Below are 20,668 nucleotides of genomic sequence, written 5' to 3'. Positions count from 1 at the left end.
CCCCCGCCTCGCCCGCCCTGAACCGGCCGATGCTGACCCTGTCGATCATGCTCGCCACGCTGATCCAGACTCTCGACAGCACGATCGCGAACGTCGCGCTGCCGCACATGCAGGGCACGCTGTCCGCGTCGCAGGACGAAATCACGTGGGTGCTGACCTCCTACATCGTCGCCGCGGCGATCGCGACGCCGCTCACCGGCTGGCTGTCCGACCGGCTGAGTGTGAAGCGGCTGCTGATCGTGTCGATCGCGGGCTTCACGGTGGCGTCGGCGCTGTGCGGGCTGTCGGAGACGCTCGTGCAGATCGTCGGCGCGCGGCTGCTGCAGGGCGTGTTCGGCGCGGCGCTGGTGCCGCTGTCGCAATCGATCCTGCTCGACATCAACCCGCGCGAGAAACAGGGCCAGGCGATGGCGATCTGGGGAATGGGCGTGATGGTCGGCCCGATCCTCGGCCCGACGCTCGGCGGCTGGCTCACCGACAGCTACAACTGGCGCTGGGTGTTCTTCATCAACGTGCCGATCGGCGCGTTCGCGCTCGCCGGCGTGATGACCTTCCTGCCGGCGCGCGCGCCGCGTCCGCACGTGAAATTCGACGCATTCGGCTTCGCGACGCTCGCGCTCGCAATCGGTGCGTTCCAGGCGATGCTGGACCGCGGCGAACAGCTCGACTGGTTCGGTTCGTACGAGATCCGCATCGAGGCGCTCGTCGCGGCGCTCGGCTTCGCGTTCTTCCTGGCGCATACGGCGACCGTCGGCAAGGCGTCGTTCTTCAAGTCGGAACTGCTGCGCGACCCGAATTTCGCGACGGGCACGCTGTTCATCTTCGTGGTCGGCGCGGTGCTGTACGCGACGCGCGCGCTGCTGCCGCCGATGCTGCAGAACCTGATGGGCTACCCGGTCGCGACGACGGGCCTCGTCACCGCGCCGAGCGGCGCCGGCACGATGATCGCGATGCTGTTCGTCGGCAGGCTGCTGAAATACGTGGATGCGCGGATGCTGCTGCTCGCGGGGCTGTCGATTTCCGCGCTCGCGCTGTGGCAGATGATGCAGTACACGGTCGTGCTGTCCGAAGCGGACATCGTGTGGCCCGGCGTGATCCAGGGCTTCGGCCTCGGGCTCGTGTTCGTGCCGCTGAGCGCGCTGTCGTTCTCGACGCTGCCGCCCGAACTGCGCGCGGACGGCACGGCCACCTACAGCCTGATGCGCAACATCGGCAGCAGTATCGGCATCTCGATCGTGCAGACGCTGATGACGCGCAACACGCAGGTCGCGCATGCCGACCTCGCGACGCACGTCACGCCGTTCAACCCGGCCGTGCAGGCGATCGCCGGCAGCCGCGTCGATCTCGCGCTGCTCGACCGCACGCTCAACCAGCAGGCGACGATGATCGCGTACCTGAACGACTTCAAGCTGATGTTCGTCGCGACGCTGCTGATGATTCCGCTGTTGCTGCTGATCCGCCCGCCGCAGAAAACGGCGAGCGTCGACGTCGCGCACGCGGCGATGGACTGACGGGCGCGCATGCGCCCGTCCGCAGCCGCGTCAGGCCTTCATCGTCCCGGTGCGCACGTAGCGCTCGTGCCACGACAGCGCCTCGGCGAGCAGATGCGGCGTGTGCTTGCCGAAGCTGTCGCGCGACGCGCGCTCGAAGTAGTCCTCGAGCATCGGACGGTAGTCGGGGTGCGCGCAGGTCGCGATGATCTTGCGCGCGCGCTGCTTCGGCGACAGGCCGCGCAGGTCGGCCAGCCCCTGCTCGGTGACGACGACCGCGACATCGTGCTCGGTATGGTCGACGTGGCTCGCCATCGGCACGATCCGCGAGATCGCCCCGCCCTTCGCGGTACTCGCCGACATGAAGCACGACAGGTAGCCGTTGCGCGCGAAGTCGCCCGAGCCGCCGATGCCGTTCTGGATCTTCGTGCCCATCACGTGCGTCGAGTTCACGTTGCCGTAGATGTCGGCCTCGATCATCCCGTTCATCGCGATGCAGCCGAGGCGGCGCACGAGTTCCGGATGGTTGCTGATCTCCTGCGGGCGCAGCACGATCTTCTCGCGGAACGTCGCGATCTCGTCGGCGAAACGCTGCACGGCGGCCGGGCTCAGCGACAGCGCGGTGGCCGACGCGAAGCTCAGCGTGCCGTCGTCGAGCAGGTCGAGCATGCCGTCCTGGATCACCTCGGTGTAGGCCGTCAGGTTCGAGAAACCGGCCGAGCTGAGTTCCGCGAGCACCGCGTTCGTGATGTTGCCGACGCCCGACTGCAGCGGCAGCAGGTTTTCCGGCAGGCGGCCGCGCTTCACTTCGTGACGCAGGAAGTCGATCAGTTGCAGCGCGATCTGCTTGGACGTCGCATCCGGCGCGGTGAATGCATTGCTGCGATCGGGCGCGTCGGTCTCGACGATCGCGACGATCTTGTCGGCTGGGCAGCGCAGGTACGGCTCGCCGATCCGGTCGTCGCTCTTCGTCAGCGGAATCGGCTTGCGATGCGGCGGCAGCGCGGTGCCGTAATAAATGTCGTGCATCCCGTCGAGGCCGAGCGGCTGGCGCGCGTTCACTTCGAGGATCACGTGCTTCGCGCGCTCGAGCCAGGTCTTGTTGTTGCCGATCGACGCGGACGGGATCAGCAGGCCGTCCTCGCGGATGCCCGCGACTTCGACGATCGCGACGTCGAGATCGCCGTACAGCCCGAACCATGCATATTGCGCGACGTGGCTCAGGTGGACGTCCTGGTAATCGACTTCGCCGCCGTTGATCTTGTCGCGCAACGTCGGGTCGGACTGGTACGGCAGCCGCATCGAGATGCCGTCGGTGCGGGCGAGCGCGCCGTCGAGTTCCGGGGCGGTCGACGCGCCCGTCAGCACGTTGATCCGGAAGTCCTCGCCGCGCGCGTGCGCCGCATCGATGTGGGCGGCAAGCGCGGCCGGCACGGCCTTCGGATAGCCCGACCCGGTGAAGCCGCTCATGGCGACGGTCATGCCGGGACGGATCAGCGCGGCGGCTTCGTCGGCGGTGCGGACGAGCGAACGCAGGGCGGGAGCGAGGATGCGTGATGAAGACATGGCTGGTTTCTGACGCTTTGATCTGTTGACGTCGCGGGGGGTGTCTCCTGAGCGACATGAAGCCCTTGGGGCCGCCAGGGGCGGCCGGCACCACAGGCACGGTCGGAGTATCGCAGAGGCCATCGCCGCGAAATGTCCGCTGGATGCAAAAGATCCTTGCCGGATTTGCCGGGTATCGAACGACCGTTCTGTGACAGGCGATTCGCCCGCGCCGCATGCACGCGAAAGGTGCGCGAAAGCATCGACGCGAATCGCGGGCTCCCGATCACCGCGCCGCGCGCTTCAATCGACGGACTTCCGTCGACATTGACGACCGGTGGCTCGGTAATGGCCGATACCTGCCCGGCGCGGCCGATTGTCGCCCGATGCGGCTTTTCCGGGCCTGACCGAGATCAAGGTCGCATGCGTTGCGCGCCGCCCGCCGACCGACGCGAAAAACACCGCCTCGCCGCCCTGCGAGGCCCGTCCGGCCTTGACAGTCGCGCGATGCGGACCACACTGGAAGACGAGTCCGGCCCCCCCGTCGGCCGCCCCGTTCGCACGTGCGTTTTTGAACCGGTCGATGCGCGCAAGACGCCGTAACACTCCCGCATGTCAGGACATTGATCGAATAAAAAGCAACAAATTACAATTCCGTATATATTTCGCCGATGGACCAAAGAAAAACCGCCACACGCCCCGAGCCACCGCTGCCACGCACCTGGGATGCGCGGCTCGCGCGCTCGCTCGTCCGACCGCTCGTCAATACGCCGGTCACCCCGAATCACCTCACCACCCTTCGTCTGCTGATCGGCCTCGCCGGCGCCTGGTGCCTCGCGCAAGGCGGCTTCGGCTGGAGCAATGCAGGCGCATTCCTGATCGTGTTGTCGAACTTCGTCGACCACACCGATGGCGAGCTCGCGCGCATCAGCGGCAAATCCAGCAAGATCGGTCATTTTTACGACCTGGCGGCCGATGCACTCGTCACGGTCGCGCTGTTCGTCAGCATGGGGGTCGGCATCGTCGCCCAGGGCGGCCAGATGGCCGCGTCGCCGGTGCTGCTCGGCGCGGTGGCCGGCGCGGCCGTCGCGCTGATTTTCTTCCTGCGCATGCGGATCGAATCGATCGCCGGCAAGGCCGGTACCAAGCAGGCTTTCGCCGGCGGCTTCGAGACCGAAGACGTGCTGTACCTGCTGCCGATCGTGACGCTCGTCGACGGCGTCGAGCCGTTCCTGCTCGCCGCATCGATCGGCGCCCCGCTGTTCGCCGCATGGGTCGTGATCGACTGGTGGCGCATCGTGCGCCGCGGCAGCACTGTTCCGCAGAACCCCTCTGAAATCCAGGCTTCCAAATGACTTCTAGCACGCGCGACGAATCCGTGCTGAGCCCGGCACGCCCCGCGCCCGTGCGCGCGGCCGCGGCCGATCCCGATCGCACCGTGGCCGACTGCATCGGCCAGCTCGACCTCGACCGCCTGCGCGGCGACTACACGCGCCAGGGCTCGTTCCTCTACCTCGACGCCTTCCTGCCGCCCGACGCGCACGCGAAGCTGGCGGACGCCGCCCGCGCGATGCAGGCCGGCCTGAACCGCAATTACCTGCCCGGCCACAAGCAGGGCGGCAGCGTGAGCCGCCATACGATCGACGAGCAGGCGCCGTACATCGCCGAGCTGTATCGCTCGAAGGCACTCATCTCCTTCCTCGAGAAGATCACCGGCGACAAGCTGATGCTGTCGCCGGACGACGATCCGCACGCGTACGCGCTGTATTACTACACGAAGCCCGGCGACCACATCGGCTGGCACTACGACACGTCGTACTACGACGGCCGGCGCTACACGCTGCTGATCGGCGTGATCGACGAATCGTCGTGCCGGCTCGACTACGAGCTGCATACGCGCAACCCGGACGTCGCCGACGAACCGGGCTCCGTGCAGATCGCCGACGGCGGCATCGTGCTGTTCGACGGCGACAAGCTGCGCCACCGCATCACGCCGCTCGGCCAGAACGAAATGCGCGTGTCGCTCACGTTCGAATACGTGACGAACCCGGGCATGCGGCCGTGGAAGCGCTTCATCTCGAACATGAAGGATGCGATCGCGTATTTCGGTTTCCGCCAGGTGTTCAAGCAACTGGCGACGCGACGCACGACCGGGTCATGACACGCGCCGGCCTCATCCTGCTGTCCCTCGGGACCGCACTCTTCATCGCACTCCTGGCCTGGCAGGGCGTCGGCGCGGTCGCGTCCACGTTCCTCGCGGCCGGCTGGGGCCTCGCGCTCGTCGCGGCGTTCCACGTCGTACCGCTCGTGATCGATGCGTTCGCGATCTCCGTGATGTTCCGCCGCGGGCAGCCGGGCGCCGAACTCGGCAACGCGCTGCGCGCGCGCTGGGTCGGCGAATCGGTGAACAGCCTGCTGCCCGCCGGGCAGATCGGCGGCCCCGTGCTGATGGTGCGCCACCTCGCGCAGCGCGGCACGCGGATGGCCGACGCGGCCGCCGCCGTGACCGTCGGCACGACGATGCAGGCGCTCGCGCAGATGGCGTTCGCGCTGATCGGGATCGCCGCGTTCAGCCTGTATGCGACGCACGAATCGGTCGCGCACCTGCGTACGCCCGCGCTGATCGCCACCGGCGTGCTCGGCGCGCTCGCGGTGATGTTCTATCTGGCGCAGCGGCGCGGGCTGTTCGGCCGCGGCCTGCGCCTCGCGTCGAAACTGCTCGGCCCGCGCGACTGGTCGTCGCTCGCCACGCGGGCCGACGCGATCGACGACGCGGTCGGCGCGCTGTACCGCGATCGCGCGAAAGTCGCGAAGACCTTCGCATTGAGTCTCGTCGGCTGGATCGTCGGCACCGCGGAAGTGTGGCTCGCGCTGCACTTCCTCGGGCATCCGGTGAGCTGGCTCGACGCGCTGCTGCTGGAAAGCGTCGGCCAGGCGATCCGCGGCGCGGCCTTCGCGATCCCGGGCTCGCTCGGTGCGCAGGAAGGCGGCTACCTGCTGCTCGCGCCGCTGGTCGGCTTGCCGCCCGACGCGGCGCTTGCGCTGTCGCTCGCGAAGCGCGCGCGCGAACTCGCGCTCGGCTTGCCCGGCCTGCTCTATCTGCATTTCAGTGAAAGAAACTGGCAGCGGCGCCGTGCGCCGCAGCCGCTCGCCGACTGATCGTTCAGATCGCCGGCTTTTTGGTTGGAGAACCCATGCGAGCCATCATTCTTGCGGCAGGCCTCGGCTTGCGCCTGCAACAACCGCCCGAAGCGCAGTTCCCGAAGTGCCTGCTGCGCTTCGACGACGTGTCGCTGCTCGAGCGCCATCTGCGCGTGCTCGACGCCGCGGGCGTCGACGAGATCGTGCTCGGGCTCGGCTTTCAGCACGAGAAGGTCGAGCAGGAACTGAAGCGTCTCGGCCGCCAGGCCGAAATCGTGATCAACGAACGCTACGACCTCGGCAGCGTGCTGACCGTGCATACCGTCGCCGATGCGATGACGCGCGGCGGCGACGTGCTGCTGATGGACGCGGACGTGCTGTACGACGAGAACATCCTGCACGCGCTGGTGGCCGATGCCGACCAGGCGGTCGACCGCCTGCTGATCGACCGCGACTTCGAGGCCGGCGACGAGCCCGTCAAGCTGTGCCTGAAGAACGGCGTGCCGGTCGAGCTGCGCAAGCAGCTCGCGGTCGATCTCGACTACGACACGATCGGCGAATCGGTCGGCTTCTTCCGCTTCACCGAAGGCACCGCGCGCCGCCTCGCGACGATCGTCGCGGGCTACGTCGACAGCGGCCGCGCGAACATGCCGCACGAGGAAGCCGTACGCGACCTGCTGCTCGAAGGCGGCCATTCGTTCGACGTCGCCGACGTCACCGGTTCGCCGTGGATCGAGATCGACTTCCCGAACGACGTCGCCCGCGCGACGCAAGACATCCTTCCCCTGATTCAACGCACCACCGCAGGAGCCGCACGATGAACGCACGCGAACCCAACTTCACCGAATCGCGCAGCGCGCGCCTGCGCCGCATGCTCGTCAGCAGCGACCTCGAATTCCTGATGGAAGCGCACAACGGCCTGTCCGCGCGGATCGTCCGCGAGGCCGGCTTCAAGGGGATCTGGGCGTCGGGCCTCGCGATCTCCGCGCAATTCGGCGTGCGCGACAACAACGAAGCGAGCTGGACCCAGGTCGTCGACGTGCTCGAGTTCATGGCCGACGCGAGCGACCTGCCGATCCTGCTCGACGGCGACACCGGCTACGGCAACTTCAACAACGTGCGCCGCCTCGTGAAGAAGCTCGAACAGCGCGGCATCGCCGGCGTCTGCATCGAGGACAAGCAGTTCCCGAAGACGAACAGCTTCATCGGCGGCGAGCGCCAGCCGCTCGCGGAAATCGACGAATTCTGCGGCAAGATCAAGGCCGGCAAGGATTCGCAGACCGATCCCGACTTCTCGATCGTCGCGCGTGTCGAAGCGCTGATCGCCGGCTGGGGGATGGACGAGGCGCTGCGCCGCGCGAACGCGTACGCGGAAGCCGGCGCCGATGCGATCCTGATCCACAGCAAGCTGTCGCGCCCCGACGAGATCCTGCAGTTCGCGCGCGAATGGAGCGGCAAGGCGCCGCTCGTGATCGTGCCGACCAAGTACTACAGCACGCCGACCGACGTGTTCCGCCAGGCCGGCATCAGCACCGTGATCTGGGCGAACCACCTGATCCGCGCGTCGGCCTCCGCAATGCAGGCGACCGCGCGCGAGATCCACGAGAGCGAAACGCTGATCAACGTCGAAGACCGCGTCGCATCGGTCAACGAGATCTTCCGCCTGCAGGACGCCGACGAATACTCGGCGGCCGAGCGCATCTACCTGTCGTCGTCCTCGCGCGCGTCGAACGCGGCGATCGTGCTCGCCGCGAGCCGCGGCAAGGGCCTGGAGGCCGTGACCGAAGACAAGCCGAAGGTCATGCTGCCGGTCGCCGGCAAGCCGCTCTTGCGCTGGCTCGTCGACGGCTTCAAGACGCATGGCGTGAACGACATCACCGTGGTCGGCGGCTATCGCGCCGACGCGATCGACACGTCGGGCATCAAGCTCGTCGTCAACGAGCGCCATGCGCAGACGGGCGAGCTCGCGTCGCTCGCGTGCGCGGCCGAACGCCTGACCGGCGACACCGTGATCTCGTACGGCGACCTGCTGTTCCGCAGCTACATCGTGCGCGACCTCGCGGAAAGCGAAGCCGAATTCAGCGTCGTGGTCGATTCGTCGCTCACGGAGTCGACGAACCAGAGCGTGCGCGACTTCGCCCTCTGCTCGGCGGCCGACGATCGCGGCCTGTTCGGCCAGAAGACCTACCTGCAACGCGTATCGAGCGACGTCGCCGCGGGCACCCCGCACGGCCGCTGGATCGGCCTGCTGAACGTGCGCGGCGCCGGCGTCGACCGGCTGAAGGCGATGCTCGCGACACTGCAGGCGCGCCCTGATTTCGACACGCTCGACATCCCGTCGCTGCTCAACGAGCTGGTCGCCGCCGGCGAGAAGATCGAGGTGCAGTACGTGCACGGCCACTGGCGCGGCGTCAACGATCTGGAAGACTTCCGCCGCGCGGGCGACTTCGCGCACGGCCAGACGCCGCTGTCCGAGCCGGGCGCCGGCAACGGGGGCGCGCAATGATCGAAGCGGCCCAGTTCGTCGAGGCCGCGCGCGAACGCGGCTTCGACTGGTACGCGGGCGTACCCTGCTCGTACCTGACGCCGTTCATCAATTACGTGTTGCAGGACCCGACGCTGCACTACGTATCGGCCGCGAACGAAGGCGACGCGGTCGCGCTGATCGCGGGTGCAACGCTCGGCGGCAAGCGCGGAATCGCGATGATGCAGAACTCGGGGCTCGGCAACGCGGTGAGCCCGCTCACGTCGCTGACCTGGACGTTCCGCCTGCCGCAACTGCTGATCGTCACGTGGCGCGGCCAGCCGGGCGTGGCCGACGAGCCGCAGCACGCACTGATGGGACCGATCACGCCCGCGATGCTCGACACGATGGAGATCCCGTGGGAGACGTTCCCGACGGACCCCGAACAGGTCGGCCCGGCACTCGACCGCGCGATCGCGCACATGGACGCGACGGGCCGCCCGTACGCGCTCGTGATGCAGAAAGGCAGCGTTGCGCCGTATGAACTGAAGGCGAACCCGGCCGCGAAGCCGCGTGCGCACGTCGCCGCGCAATCGGCGTCGCGCGCCGCATCGACCGACGCGTGGCCGACCCGTCACGACGCGCTGCAGCGCGTGATCGCGCATACGCCGGTCGATTCGACCGTCGTGCTCGCGTCGACCGGTTTCTGCGGTCGCGAGCTCTATGCGCTCGACGATCGCCCGAACCAGCTGTACATGGTCGGCTCGATGGGCTGCGTGACGCCGCTCGCGCTCGGCCTCGCGCTCGCGCGCCCCGACCTGCGCGTGGTGGCCGTCGACGGCGACGGCGCCGCGCTGATGCGGATGGGCGTGTTCGCGACGCTCGGCACCTACGGCCCGGCCAACCTCACGCACGTGCTGCTCGACAACGGCGCGCACGAATCGACGGGCGGCCAGGCGACGGTGTCGCAACATGTGTCGTTCGCCGGCGTCGCGGCCGCCTGCGGCTACGCGTCGGCGGTCGAAGGCGATACGCTCGACGTGCTCGATGCGACGCTCGCCGCAACGAGTGACGGTGCGCAATTCGTCCGCGTGGCGATCCGCACGGGCGTGCCCGACGGCCTGCCCCGCCCGACCGTCACGCCGGTCGAGGTCAAGACCCGTCTGATGCGGCACATCGGCGCCGCGCAGACCGAAGCCCACGTTGAAGGAGCCCATTGATGCTGCTGCTGAACCCCGGCCCGGTCACGCTCACCGAACGCGTGCGCCGCAGCCTGCTGCAACCCGATCTGTGCCACCGCGAAAGCGAATTCTTCGACCTGCAGGATGAAGCGCGCACGCGCCTCGTCGCCGCGTACGAACTCGATCCGGCCGAATGGGCGGCCGTACTGATGACGGGCTCGGGCACGGCCGCCGTCGAGAGCATGATCGCGGCGCTCGTGCCGCAGGACGGCAAGCTGCTCGTGATCGAGAACGGCGTGTACGGCGAGCGGATCACGCAGATCGCGACGCAGTACGGCATCGCGCATGACGTGTTGAAGCATGAATGGATGCAGGCGCCCGATCTCGCGCAGATCGCGGCGAAGCTCGATGCGGGCGGGTATTCGCACGTCGCGGTGATCCATCATGAAACGACGACGGGCCGGCTGAACGATCTCGGCGCGATTGCAGAAGTGTGCCGTGCGCGCGGCGTGAAGATGCTCGTGGACGGCGTCAGCAGCTTCGGCGCGGAAGCGATCGACTTCGCCGGCGGCGTCATCGATGCGGTTGCCGCGACCGCGAACAAATGCCTGCACGGCGTGCCGGGCGCGGCGTTCGTGATCGTGCGCCGCAGTGCGCTCACGAAGGCCGCAAGCCGGACTTACTACCTCGATCTCGGTCGGCTCGCGAAGCTGCAGGATCAGCGGAATACGCCGTTTACGCCTTCCGTGCATGCGTATTACGCGCTCGTCGAGGCGTTGCGCGAGTTTGACGAGGCTGGCGGCTGGCGTGCACGGCATGCGCATTACAAGGCGCTTGCCGATCAGGCGCAGGCAGGGCTTGCTGCGCGCGGGATGCCGCTGGTGCTGCCGGAAGGTGCGTCGTCGGTCGTGCTGCGTGCGTATCGGTTGCCGCAGGGTGTCACGTACGAGACGCTGCACGACGGGTTGAAGGCGCGCGGCTTCGTGATTTATGCGGGGCAAGGCGGGCTGTCGAAGGAACTGTTCCGGATCTCGACGATGGGCGCGATTCAGGCGGCCGATGTCGAGCGGTTGCTGGAAGGGTTTACGGCGCTGACGCGGTGAGCGTTGTCCGCACCTTCGTCTACGAAAAGGCCCGCAAGGGCCTTTTTTATTGTTCGCGTCTCCTAGTGACAGCGCAGATCATATTAGCGATACCCTATAGTATGATTATAAACTTATAATATTAGACACGAGGCGACCATGATTTACAAATGCAGCTTCTGCAGCAAAACCTCATTTGAAACAAAGTGTCCGTGGTGCTCATCATCCAGCCAGGACGACAACCAAAAGACGTCCACGGCACAGCAGGTTCCGCTAGACCCTTCCTTCTACCCCGAGTTTCAATACCAAACGAAGGGTTTTTTTAAGGACCTGCTCGCGAAAAAGAAAGAGCAAGCACAGCTCAACGAGATACTTCGCAGCGTCCTCCATAAATACTCTCAACTCAAGAAGCCGTACTTCGTAAATTTTTTTCACTCTATTGGACACGAAGAACCCGATTCAACCGAGTCTAGTAGACTCCCCGGGGCACGAATGAATGGCTCCTACTCGAACCGCGAGTTATTTCGGGAGGTATTGATTCGAAAAGGCTTCACCGAACTCGAGGAACTCCCACATCTTCTCGATAAACTCTTACTAACAACTGGCTTCAATTCCTCATACTTCGGATTCTCCATCGAAGTTTCCCGACACATCGGCAACTCATTGCTTGAATCCCTGAAATCCTGGATTGGCGAGGTAGGAACACGATTTAGAGATGATTTAAGCTTATTTCTCTATTTCTTGTGGGATAGAAAAATTCGGTATCCCGATCTTCAGTACATAGATCAGGCACCCTCGACTTACGGAACGCCACTTATTTCTTGGGAAATATTGCAACGTTGGTTACATATCTGCGAGAAAATTCACTTCGATATTCTCGTCCAGCGGCTCGAAACAAAGCTCGAACACTTTGATCCCAATCGATTCGTGACGATGTATCACGTTGACGCGATGAATGGATACGATTTCGAAAAATTCCTAGGGGAAGTTTTTCAGTCAATTGGCTATGATGTCGAAGGCACGAAATTGAGTGGAGATCAAGGCGCTGACCTTTTCGTGAGTAGATTTGGCAAAAAGATCGTTATCCAGGCGAAGAATTACTCCGGCAGCGTCGGCAACGCCGCAGTCCAAGAGGCAATTTCAGCAAAGGGTTTTTATGGATGCGACGAAGCAATGGTCGTCACAAACTCTTACTTCACAAGGTCTGCGTTGGAGCTCGCTGAAGCGACCTCGGTCCGGTTGATTGGGAGACGAGAACTACAGGCTTATCTTGACGACTATAACCAGAGAATCATCGAGCAGTTTCGCTCGGACAGCCTTGGCCAATCAGATTTCGGCTCAAGCGCACTGGCTCAAGACATGGAATGATGACGAAGCCCTGCAACGGGGAACGCTCCTCCACGCATATGTTCGAGACGGCGTCAGCACTCATCCGAGCTATATGATTAACACCTCAATCCATTGAGCTTCATACACCACGAACTTTTTATTCTAGACATCATTTATTATGGAATCGTTCTTTATTTTTAACGAAATATATTTATCCATATCACGCTTGAAATTGGTAACTCGAATTTACAGAGAATCGAGAACTTTCCTCAAAGTCACAATGTGGTCAATGAAATTTCTTTTTTTCTTCATTGCCTCACTCGGATTTTTTGCATCATCATGGTATCCTTTTTTTGCAGCCATCCTGACAATAGCGTCAATATGGGCAATCTCATTTCAGAAGGCACGCTCAGAGGTTTTCGCTGAACTTTATCGCCTTCATCCTCACCCCATGAAATATTTCTCAAAAAACTATGAATATATAAGATATCTAGAATTCAAGAAAATCGTTGAAGTACGCTCTCTAAAAGGAAGAGTTAAAGAGGCAACCACGTTCCTCAACACCCTATCCGCCTCCCATCCTCGCCCGTCAATTATGGCGCACCCACTCATAACCCTTATGTTGGGCGCCGTCTTAGCCATATTAGGTGGCGCCGCAGGCCAGTGGCCGATGGAGTATGTCGTGAGCGGAATAGTCGCCCTGATGTTTATAATTTATATTACATGCATGATTCTTGACATAAAACAGACATCAACATCCGATCTAAACGAGTTCAGACGTTTTTTGCAATGGACAAGCGAGCAATCGGGGGTTTAGCCACTCGCTCATCCTTTTTTCGAATTCGGCTATCGATGCACCACACCTTGCTACTATGCAACTTCAGGTTTTTGCATCGCCGGGACGAATCTGCATTACGGAAGTCCGTGAAGAACCTTTTCTGCGTGACTATGAGAGTCTTTCATTTCGCCTCACTGCTAGCGCTCGCTGCCGCCCCGGCGGTTCACGCCGCCGACAATCAATCCTGCAGCGACGAAACCGTGACAGCCATCGCCCGCTGGGCCGGCATCGCGAGCGCCCGCATCGCCACGCGCGACGCGGACCGGCTCGTCGTCGCGTCGTCGTGCAAGGCCATGCCGAACGCGCCGGAAACGACGATCGCGGCCGTCGCGTTCGATTCGCTGCCGAAGAGCAAGAACCCGGACGAAAGCAAAAAGCTGCAGGTCATCGCGCTCGTCGAAGGCGGCAAGGTCGTGGCGGCCGATCGATCGGTGGTCGAAGAGGATGCGGCGACGGAGATCGACGAGAACAGCTACCGCATCGATACGGCGCCCTATCGGCTGTCGCCCGACGTGCGTGCGTTCGGCGTCGTGTTTACCAGCAGCGCGCGTGGGCCGAGTTGCCCGGATGCCAACGCAAGCGAAGAGTTGACGCTCTGGGTGCGTGAAGGCGGCCGTATCCGCCCCGTGTTCGGCACGAATCTGTACGGCTGGGTCAGCGTCGAAGGCGACGCCTGCGGGCCGGGTGCGGGCGATGCGCGCAGCGAAGCGGCCCGCATGACGATCGCCGTCGAGAAAACGTCGAGCCACGGCTTCGCCGACCTGTCGATCACGGCACACATCACGAAGACGCAGCGCAAGAACGGTGATTACTCGGATACGGGCAAGCGCACGGCGCGCACGATCGTCCACTACGACGGCAAGTCCTATGGAATCGACATGTTCCGGAACTTCTGGTATTCGCCGACCGCGATGAAACGCTTCAAGTAATGGCGCGGGCGCGACGCCGCCCCGCCCGCCTACTCCACCACCTTCGGCCCGATCGCCTCGGTCGGCGCCGGCATCCGCAACGCGTCGTCCCGCACGCGTCGCCCCTCGCGCGCCGTATAGCGATCCTTCAGCCTCAGGAACGGTTTTTCGACGAGGAAATAGCTGGCGGTCGCGGCAATCAATGCCCATACGATACCGAGCGGAAACGCGTGCGGCACAGGCACGCGCGGATTCGCAAAAGGCTGCTGCCACAGATAAAGACTGAACGAGATCGTGCCGACGAACACCACCGGCCTGGCGCGCAGCCAGCGCGCGCACCAGAACCCGCTGCGGAAATTCAGCACGACGATCACGATCGCGATCAGCGCGGCTTCGATCGTCACGCCGTACGTCGCATTCCAGAAGCCGCCGAGCCGGTGTTCGGCGAGCGGCATGCCGAGCAGCACGACGAACACGAGCGCCGTCACGATGCGCGCCTCGCCGCGCCACGAACCGATCCACGCTTCGAGCCGTTCGCGGTTGAGCGACGCATAGCAGCCGATCAGGATCGGGTCGACACCCGTGTGCAGCATCATCCCGAGTTGCCCGCGCAGCGCGGGCGCGACGAAATACGTAATGGCACGCACCAGCGGCACGATGAGGATCAACGTGGCCAGCCAGCGCGTGCCGGTGCGGCGCATGCCGAACACGAACAGCAGCGGCCAGAACCAGTAGAACTGCTCCTCGAGCGCGAGCGACCAGAAATGGCCGAGATACCACGCGCCGTCCGGATGCAGCGCGTTGTCGCCGGTCAGCCCGAACCACGCCGAGTAATTCCACAGGTGCAGCGCCGCATAGAGCCACTGCCGGCGATCGACGTCGAACCCGCCGACGAACGCCACGATCGCGACGGCCGCGAGATACACGTAGCAGGCCGGCCAGATGCGCAACGCACGGCGCACGTAGAACGACGTCAGTGCGATGCCACCCGTACGCGCGAATTCGGCGCGCAGCACGTTGGTGATCAGGAAGCCGCTCAGCACGAAGAAGATCAGCACACCGAGCCGGCCGTCGGCGATCAGCCGCAACGGCGCATACCAGCCCGTATAGCCGCCGGGCAGCACATGCTCGGCATGACCGACGACGACCATCGCGACCGCGACGGCGCGCAACCCGGTCAACTGCGTGACGCGATGGTTCATCGGCTGGTTTCCGTTGGCACGGTGGAAGAGCGGGAATGGGCCGGCGCCCGCTTGGCACGCCGACCTGCCGCCGGGATTTTGTATGAAAAATATCGGAATGAAATTGCTTCAAAAATCCGCGCGGCAAACATCGCCGGCGACACGCGCCACAGCGGGCCAACGTCCGGCGCAGCGAATGGGCATAATGACAAGCCTTGCCGGCGGCGGCCGGTCCGATGCCCACGCAACGAATTTTGCGGCGCAGCAATCCAGGCCGTACCGTACCGTCCGCACGCGGGCCTGCGCCTCGTCCGCCTCGTGTCCACCCTCACCCGGAGCCTGCCTGTGTACCCACCGATCGAACCCTACGCCCACGGCCACCTCGACACCGGCGACGGCCACCGCATCTACTGGGAGCGCTGCGGCAACCCGGCCGGCAAGCCCGCCGTGTTCCTGCACGGCGGCCCCGGCGCCGGCTGCGGACCCGACCATCGCCGCCTGTTCGATCCCGAGCGCTACGACATCCTGCTGTTCGACCAGCGCGGCTGCGGGCGCTCGACGCCGCATGCGAGCCTCGAGAACAACACGACGTGGGACCTGGTCGCCGATATCGAACGCCTGCGCGAGATGGTCGGCGCCGAGCAATGGCTGGTGTTCGGTGGCTCGTGGGGCAGCGCGCTGGCGGTCGCGTACGCGGAAACCCACCCGGAACGCGTGAGCGCGCTGATCGTGCGCGGCATCTTCACGATGCGTCGCGCGGAACTGCTGTGGTACTACCAGGAAGGCGCGTCGTGGCTGTTCCCCGATCACTGGGAAGACTTCCTCGCACCGATTCCGGAAGCCGAGCGCGGCGACCTGATGGCCGCCTACCATCGCCGGCTGACTGGCGACGACGAAGCCGCGAAGCTCGAAGCCGCGCGCGCGTGGAGCATCTGGGAAGGCCGCACGATCACGCTGCTGCCCGATCCCGCGCTCGCCGCGCACTTCGCGGACGGCCACTACGCACTCGCGTTCGCGCGGATCGAAAATCACTACTTCGTGAACAAGGGCTTCGTCGAGGAAGGCCAGCTGCTGCGCGACGCGCATCGGCTCGCCGGCATTCCGGGCGTGATCGTGCAGGGCCGCTACGACATCGCGACACCCGCACGCACGGCGTGGGAGTTGTCGAAAGCGTGGCCGGACGCGACGTTCGAGATCGTGCCGGGCGCCGGGCATGCGTACAACGAGCCGGGGATTCTGGAGGCGCTGGTCGCGGCGACGGACCGGTTCGCCGCCTGAGCAACATAACAACGCGACACGACGCGGCGCGTGCTGCCATGCCTACCGGCATGCCCACGCGCCGCCGATCACAGCGCCGCTTCGACGATCGTCCGGCCGCTGATCGCCCGCTCGACGAGCTGTTCGTCACCGACCTTGCGGATCGCATCGTCGAGCAACCCTTCCGGCTCCTCGGTCGCCACCTTCAGCAGGCCCGACAGCCCGCGTGCGTCGAGCACCACGAGCGTCTCCATCGAATCCGCGCGGCTCACGAGCACGCGGCGGAATGCCGGGCCCGCGCCGAAGCTCGCACAAAGCGCGATCGTCTCGTTGCCGAGCGTGTAGTCGAAGTGCTTGATCATGGTCTGCCGCCGTTGCATGGAAATGGCGACGCGCGACGGCGCGGCGCCGTGACGTCGACGCACCCGCGCGTGCCGCCGGCGCGTCGGACCGGAGTCCGAATCGCTGCCGGCATCACCATGCTAGGCGTGCAGAATTAACGAAGACTTAAAGCGGCTGAGCCCGCCTGGCGGCACCCTCAAGCCGCATCGAGCGGCTCAACCGTCACCCCGACCTTCAGCTCCTGATCCGCCCCGCCGCCGCGGATCACACCGCGCAGCGGCGTCACGTCCGCGTAGTCGCGCCCGATCGACAGCATCACGTAGTCGTCGCCCGGCGCACGATCGTTGGTCGGATCGAGCTGTAGCCAGCCGCCATCCTCGGGCCACGCCGGATCGTACACGTCGACCCACGCATGCGACGCGTCCGCACCGATCAGCCGCGGCTGGCCCGGCGGCGGCTGCGTGAGCAGGTAGCCGCTGACGTAGCGCGCGGCCAGCCCGAGCGAACGCAGCGCGCCGATCATCACGTGCGCGAAATCCTGGCACACGCCCTTGCGCAACCGCAGCGCGTCGAGCGCCGACGTCGTGATGTCGGTGCTGTTCGGCGTGTACGCGAAATCGGCATGCACGCGCCGCATCAGGTCCCATGCCGCCTGCACGAGCGGCCGTTGCGGCGTGAAGCTCGCGGCCGCGTACGCGGCAAGCTCGGCGTCGCACGCGACGTGCGGCGACGCGAACACGAACTCGCTCGCCGGGTCGTAAGGCTGCCCCGCGCGGAACCGCAAGCGCTCGCGCACGGCCTCCCATGCGGTGGCATGCGCGGCGTCCGGGTTCGCGATCGCAGGCGGCGGCTCGCCGCGCGCGCCGAGCGACCACACGGGCGGCGTCACGCGCACGGTACTGCGGCTGCGCACCAGCAGCGTGTCGTGCGGCAGGTTCAGCGCGAACGACGCGCGCGCATTGCCGAACGCGTCGAGTTCGGTGCCGACCGATTCCGGTGCGGGCTCGATGTCGAGCGAGAACGACAGCACCTGCTGGCGCGGCGTCGCGAGCGGTTGCAGGCGTGCCTGGTGCTGCGCGGATTCGACGCGCGCCGCGTAACGGTATTCGGTGTCGTGCGTGACGCGCAGCAACCGGCCCGGCGCGACGGCGGCCCGTGCGTCGCTTGCGGCCGCCGTCGGTGCGGCTGCCTGCCGTGCGTTACCGGAGGCGGAACCGGACGGCGTTTTCGGCACGCCTTTCGTCGTCACCATAGCGTCCTGCCCGCTTCGCGCACGTGGCTGAAATAGCGCTCGCCAATCCGGTTCGACAGTTCCCACACCGCCTTCGCCGTCGTGTCGAGCGCCGCGAGCAGTTTGTCGTGCCGGCCGCCTTCGGTGGTCTCGCACAGCTCGTGCAGCGACCATGCAGGCACATCCGGAATCGTCTCGGCCAGCTCCGACAGCGCATAGCCTTCGCTGCGCTCGACCTTCGTCAGCCGGCCACGCAGCGCCTGCACGACCCAGCCGAGCGAGCGCGGGTTGTCGGTATCGAGCACGACGAGCGACAACAGCGGCGCGACGTCGAAGCCGCGCTGGAACCGCGAACGAAACGTGATCGTGCTGTCGAACAGTTCCAGCACGAGTTCGAAACCGTCCTGCCGGTGCACGGCCCCTTCGTCGAACGCGAACTTCAGCACGCTGCACAGGAAATCGAGCCGGTCGATCTGCCGGCCGATCGACAGCAAGCGCCAGCCGTCGTCGCGCGTCATGTTGTCGGTCTGCGCACCGGTGATCGCGCCGAGCAGCAGGCCGAGGCGTTCCAGCAGCTGCAGCGCGTCGTTGCCGATCTGCTCCTCCGCTTCCGGTTGTCCTGCGCTATCCGCGAACAGTTGCGTCGCGTCGTCGATCAACCGCCATTGATCGCTCGACAGCCGCTCGCGGATCGCGGCAGCCGCGCCGCGCATGCCGAACAGGCACGACGCGATCCCCGACGTGCGATCGGCGCCGCGCGTCAGCGACGTCGCGAGCGCGTGCTGGAACGCGCGCGGCGCATCGACGGCGTGCGGCGCGTCGGCCGCGATCAGCCCGGTGTCGCGGCACAGCGTGTCGATCAGTTCGAGGTGCGCGGGGCTGTCGACGTCGTCTTCGCCGCGCAGCCGTTCGAGCGCGGCACGCGCGAGGCGCATCAGGTTGGTCGCGCGCTCGGTATAACGGCCGAGCCAGAACAGGTTTTCCGCGGCGCGACTCGCGATCGCACGCGGCCGCTCGACGAGATCGTCGGGGCCGAGGTGCGTCTGCAACAGCGTCGTCGAATCGACGATGCCCTCGGTCATCACCCACGTATCGACGGTGCTGCCGCCACGCGGCATCGGCGCGTTGAACAGCGTGTCGCGCGTGCCGACCCGTGACAGTCCGCCCGGCAGGAGCCGCCAGCGCTGCGCGCCGTCGGCGAGCGCGAACACGCGCAGCAAGAGCGGTTTCGGCACGATCCGCGCGCTGCCGTTGCCGTCGGGTGCGTCGGGCCGCGGCCAGGTCGGCGCCTGCGACAGCGGCAGATCGGCCTGCACCGTGTAGTGTTCGGGCCGCGCGAGAATCCGTGCGCGCCATTCCGCCAGTTGCGCCGGCGTGAGCCGCGCGCCGATCACCGGCTCGAATGCACCGCCTGCCTGCACGTCGGGTGGATAGGATGCCTTGACGATGCCACGCGCGAGTTGCGGCAGCGCGTCGTCGCACGCGGCCGCCTCGCCGCACCACCACGAATGCACGGCCGGCAGCGTCAGCGTTTCGCCGAGCAGGCCTTCCGCGAGACGCGGCATGAAGCCGAGCATCGCCGGCGATTCGAGGAAGCCCGAGCCCGGCGCGTTCGCGAGCAGCACGTTGCCCGCGCGCACGGCCTGCAGCAGCCCCGGCACGCCGAGCATCGAATCGGGCCGCAGTTCGAGCGGATCGAGCCACGCGTCGTCGACGCGCCGCAGGATGCCGTGCACCGGTTCGAGCCCGCTCAGCGTCTTCAGGAAGACGTGATTGTCGCGCGCGGTCAGGTCGCCGCCTTCGACGAGCGTGAGGCCGAGATAGCGCGCGAGATAGGCATGCTCGAAATAGGTCGCGCTGTGCGGTCCCGGGGTCAGCAGCACGATCCGCGAGTTCTTCGCGGCGGGGCTGAGCGACTGCATGCTCTGCAACAGCGCACGGTAGGCGGACGCCAGCCGCTGCACGCGCAGCCCGCGAAACCCGCGCGGAAAGAGCCGCGACACGATCAGCCGGTTTTCGAGCAGGTATCCGAGCCCGGCCGCGCCCTGCGTGTGCTGCGCAACGATCCGCCACTGCCCGTCCGGGCCGCGCGCGAGATCGAACGCGACGACGTGCAGCCACGTATCGCCCGGCACGCGTGCGCCGCGCATCGCGCGCAGGTAGCCGGGATGACCAGTGACGAGCGCGGGCGGCAGCAGCCCGCGCTGCAGAATCGTCTGCAGCCCGTACAAATCGGCCAGCGTCGCGTTGAGCAGCCGCACGCGCTGCAGCACGCCGCGCTCGATCACGACCCAGTCTTCGGGCGTGACGATCAGCGGTAGCAGGTCGAGCGACCACGGCCCGGCCGCGCCGTCGCCGGCGCGTTGCTCGTGCAACTGGTAGAACAGGCCGTTCTCGCGCATGCGCCGGTGCAGCGCGTCGGCGCGGCGGTCGAGGTCGGCCACGCCGTCGCTGCCGATCGACGTGAAGAAGCTGCGCCACGCGGGCGCCAGCGCGGGCGCGTTCAGGCCGGCCGCGCTGCCGCGCAGTTCGTCGTAGCGGCCGGCGGCGGCCGGCGCCGCGAGCGCGGCGGCCAGTTCGGCGGCGTCCGGCTGCGCGCCGGTATCGAAAAGCGTGGGCATCGCGTCGAGGGCGGCGAGATGATCGAGGTCAATGGGCGGCACGATGTCGTTCCGTCGT

General features: G+C 65.8%; 17 protein-coding genes. 12 read left to right on the top strand and 5 right to left on the bottom strand.

Annotation, left to right across the window (positions count from 1 at the left end; all coding sequences use genetic code 11):
• The coding region (locus H0X90_RS30540; RefSeq protein WP_330165466.1) for a DHA2 family efflux MFS transporter permease subunit at positions 1–1,511 on the top strand (1,511 nt) is incomplete at its 5' end.
• A gap of 30 nt (positions 1,512–1,541) precedes the next feature.
• Here H0X90_RS30540 and H0X90_RS30535 read toward each other — a convergent pair.
• The gene (locus H0X90_RS30535) at positions 1,542–3,056 is read right to left on the bottom strand and encodes an acetyl-CoA hydrolase/transferase family protein (protein WP_006495070.1); all 1,515 of its coding nucleotides are present in this window, start codon (positions 3,054–3,056) and stop codon (positions 1,542–1,544) included.
• A 650-nt stretch (positions 3,057–3,706) separates the two neighbouring features.
• Here H0X90_RS30535 and H0X90_RS30530 point away from each other — a divergent pair.
• From H0X90_RS30530 to H0X90_RS30485, 10 genes are all read left to right on the top strand, one after another.
• On the top strand, positions 3,707–4,390 hold the full coding sequence (locus H0X90_RS30530; protein WP_034202479.1) for a CDP-alcohol phosphatidyltransferase family protein: 684 nt from the start codon (positions 3,707–3,709) through the stop codon (positions 4,388–4,390).
• Entirely contained in the window at positions 4,387–5,196 is an 810-nt protein-coding gene (locus H0X90_RS30525; RefSeq protein ID WP_060265743.1) for a 2OG-Fe(II) oxygenase, read from the top strand. The genes H0X90_RS30530 and H0X90_RS30525 overlap by 4 nt, the downstream gene beginning before the upstream one ends.
• The gene (locus H0X90_RS30520) at positions 5,193–6,194 is read left to right on the top strand and encodes an HpnL family protein (RefSeq protein WP_006484682.1); all 1,002 of its coding nucleotides are present in this window, start codon (positions 5,193–5,195) and stop codon (positions 6,192–6,194) included. The genes H0X90_RS30525 and H0X90_RS30520 overlap by 4 nt, the downstream gene beginning before the upstream one ends.
• 35 nt (positions 6,195–6,229) lie before the next feature.
• A complete protein-coding gene (locus H0X90_RS30515; protein ID WP_006492690.1) occupies positions 6,230–6,997 on the top strand; it encodes an NTP transferase domain-containing protein in 768 nt (255 codons plus the stop codon).
• Positions 6,994–8,682, top strand: a complete 1,689-nt coding sequence (gene aepX, locus H0X90_RS30510) for a phosphoenolpyruvate mutase (RefSeq protein ID WP_006484687.1) — start codon at positions 6,994–6,996, stop codon at positions 8,680–8,682. Before H0X90_RS30515 ends, aepX begins: the two co-directional genes overlap by 4 nt.
• Complete coding sequence (gene aepY / locus H0X90_RS30505) at positions 8,679–9,860, top strand: phosphonopyruvate decarboxylase (RefSeq protein ID WP_006484696.1); 1,182 nt, start codon at positions 8,679–8,681, stop codon at positions 9,858–9,860. The genes aepX and aepY overlap by 4 nt, the downstream gene beginning before the upstream one ends.
• A complete protein-coding gene (locus tag H0X90_RS30500) occupies positions 9,860–10,924 on the top strand; it encodes a 2-aminoethylphosphonate aminotransferase (protein WP_077190700.1) in 1,065 nt (354 codons plus the stop codon). Before aepY ends, H0X90_RS30500 begins: the two co-directional genes overlap by 1 nt.
• 138 nt (positions 10,925–11,062) lie before the next feature.
• Positions 11,063–12,271: a restriction endonuclease gene (locus tag H0X90_RS30495; RefSeq protein WP_125346375.1), complete on the top strand. Its 1,209-nt coding sequence runs from the start codon at positions 11,063–11,065 to the stop codon at positions 12,269–12,271.
• Positions 12,272–12,521: 250 nt separating this feature from the next.
• On the top strand, positions 12,522–13,049 hold the full coding sequence (locus H0X90_RS30490) for a hypothetical protein (RefSeq protein ID WP_125346373.1): 528 nt from the start codon (positions 12,522–12,524) through the stop codon (positions 13,047–13,049).
• A gap of 131 nt (positions 13,050–13,180) precedes the next feature.
• Positions 13,181–13,999: a multidrug ABC transporter ATPase gene (locus tag H0X90_RS30485; protein WP_077190701.1), complete on the top strand. Its 819-nt coding sequence runs from the start codon at positions 13,181–13,183 to the stop codon at positions 13,997–13,999.
• A 29-nt stretch (positions 14,000–14,028) separates the two neighbouring features.
• Here the strand turns inward: H0X90_RS30485 and H0X90_RS30480 are convergent, their stop codons facing one another.
• A complete protein-coding gene (locus tag H0X90_RS30480) occupies positions 14,029–15,180 on the bottom strand; it encodes an acyltransferase (RefSeq protein WP_077190702.1) in 1,152 nt (383 codons plus the stop codon).
• Between the two features lie 324 nt (positions 15,181–15,504).
• Here H0X90_RS30480 and pip point away from each other — a divergent pair, with 324 nt between their 5' ends.
• Entirely contained in the window at positions 15,505–16,437 is a 933-nt protein-coding gene (gene pip / locus H0X90_RS30475) for a prolyl aminopeptidase (protein WP_077190703.1), read from the top strand.
• Between the two features lie 68 nt (positions 16,438–16,505).
• Here pip and H0X90_RS30470 read toward each other — a convergent pair whose 3' ends face one another.
• From H0X90_RS30470 to H0X90_RS30460, 3 genes are all read right to left on the bottom strand, one after another.
• On the bottom strand, positions 16,506–16,778 hold the full coding sequence (locus H0X90_RS30470; RefSeq protein WP_006492692.1) for a hypothetical protein: 273 nt from the start codon (positions 16,776–16,778) through the stop codon (positions 16,506–16,508).
• 176 nt (positions 16,779–16,954) lie between these two features.
• Entirely contained in the window at positions 16,955–18,010 is a 1,056-nt protein-coding gene (locus H0X90_RS30465) for a transglutaminase family protein (RefSeq protein ID WP_077190704.1), read from the bottom strand.
• Entirely contained in the window at positions 18,004–20,610 is a 2,607-nt protein-coding gene (locus H0X90_RS30460) for a circularly permuted type 2 ATP-grasp protein (protein WP_077190834.1), read from the bottom strand. The genes H0X90_RS30465 and H0X90_RS30460 overlap by 7 nt, the downstream gene beginning before the upstream one ends.
• Between the last annotated feature and the right edge of the window lie 58 nt (positions 20,611–20,668).

The organism is Burkholderia sp. 9775_39, assembly GCF_015712225.1.
Taxonomy (GTDB): domain Bacteria; phylum Pseudomonadota; class Gammaproteobacteria; order Burkholderiales; family Burkholderiaceae; genus Burkholderia; species Burkholderia cenocepacia.
This window is presented reverse-complemented; position numbering and strand designations above follow the sequence as displayed.

What these genes read in the sequence shown, in the direction of transcription:
- H0X90_RS30535 (WP_006495070.1), bottom strand. Translation starts at nt 3,056, where the DNA reads ATGTCTTCATCACGCATCCTCGCTCCCGCCCTGCGTTCGCTCGTCCGC.
- H0X90_RS30530 (WP_034202479.1), top strand. Translation starts at nt 3,707, where the DNA reads ATGGACCAAAGAAAAACCGCCACACGCCCCGAGCCACCGCTGCCACGC.
- H0X90_RS30525 (WP_060265743.1), top strand. Translation starts at nt 4,387, where the DNA reads ATGACTTCTAGCACGCGCGACGAATCCGTGCTGAGCCCGGCACGCCCC.
- H0X90_RS30520 (WP_006484682.1), top strand. Translation starts at nt 5,193, where the DNA reads ATGACACGCGCCGGCCTCATCCTGCTGTCCCTCGGGACCGCACTCTTC.
- H0X90_RS30515 (WP_006492690.1), top strand. Translation starts at nt 6,230, where the DNA reads ATGCGAGCCATCATTCTTGCGGCAGGCCTCGGCTTGCGCCTGCAACAA.
- aepX (WP_006484687.1), top strand. Translation starts at nt 6,994, where the DNA reads ATGAACGCACGCGAACCCAACTTCACCGAATCGCGCAGCGCGCGCCTG.
- aepY (WP_006484696.1), top strand. Translation starts at nt 8,679, where the DNA reads ATGATCGAAGCGGCCCAGTTCGTCGAGGCCGCGCGCGAACGCGGCTTC.
- H0X90_RS30500 (WP_077190700.1), top strand. Translation starts at nt 9,860, where the DNA reads ATGCTGCTGCTGAACCCCGGCCCGGTCACGCTCACCGAACGCGTGCGC.
- H0X90_RS30495 (WP_125346375.1), top strand. Translation starts at nt 11,063, where the DNA reads ATGATTTACAAATGCAGCTTCTGCAGCAAAACCTCATTTGAAACAAAG.
- H0X90_RS30490 (WP_125346373.1), top strand. Translation starts at nt 12,522, where the DNA reads ATGAAATTTCTTTTTTTCTTCATTGCCTCACTCGGATTTTTTGCATCA.
- H0X90_RS30485 (WP_077190701.1), top strand. Translation starts at nt 13,181, where the DNA reads ATGAGAGTCTTTCATTTCGCCTCACTGCTAGCGCTCGCTGCCGCCCCG.
- H0X90_RS30480 (WP_077190702.1), bottom strand. Translation starts at nt 15,180, where the DNA reads ATGAACCATCGCGTCACGCAGTTGACCGGGTTGCGCGCCGTCGCGGTC.
- H0X90_RS30470 (WP_006492692.1), bottom strand. Translation starts at nt 16,778, where the DNA reads ATGATCAAGCACTTCGACTACACGCTCGGCAACGAGACGATCGCGCTT.
- H0X90_RS30465 (WP_077190704.1), bottom strand. Translation starts at nt 18,010, where the DNA reads ATGGTGACGACGAAAGGCGTGCCGAAAACGCCGTCCGGTTCCGCCTCC.
- H0X90_RS30460 (WP_077190834.1), bottom strand. Translation starts at nt 20,610, where the DNA reads ATGCCCACGCTTTTCGATACCGGCGCGCAGCCGGACGCCGCCGAACTG.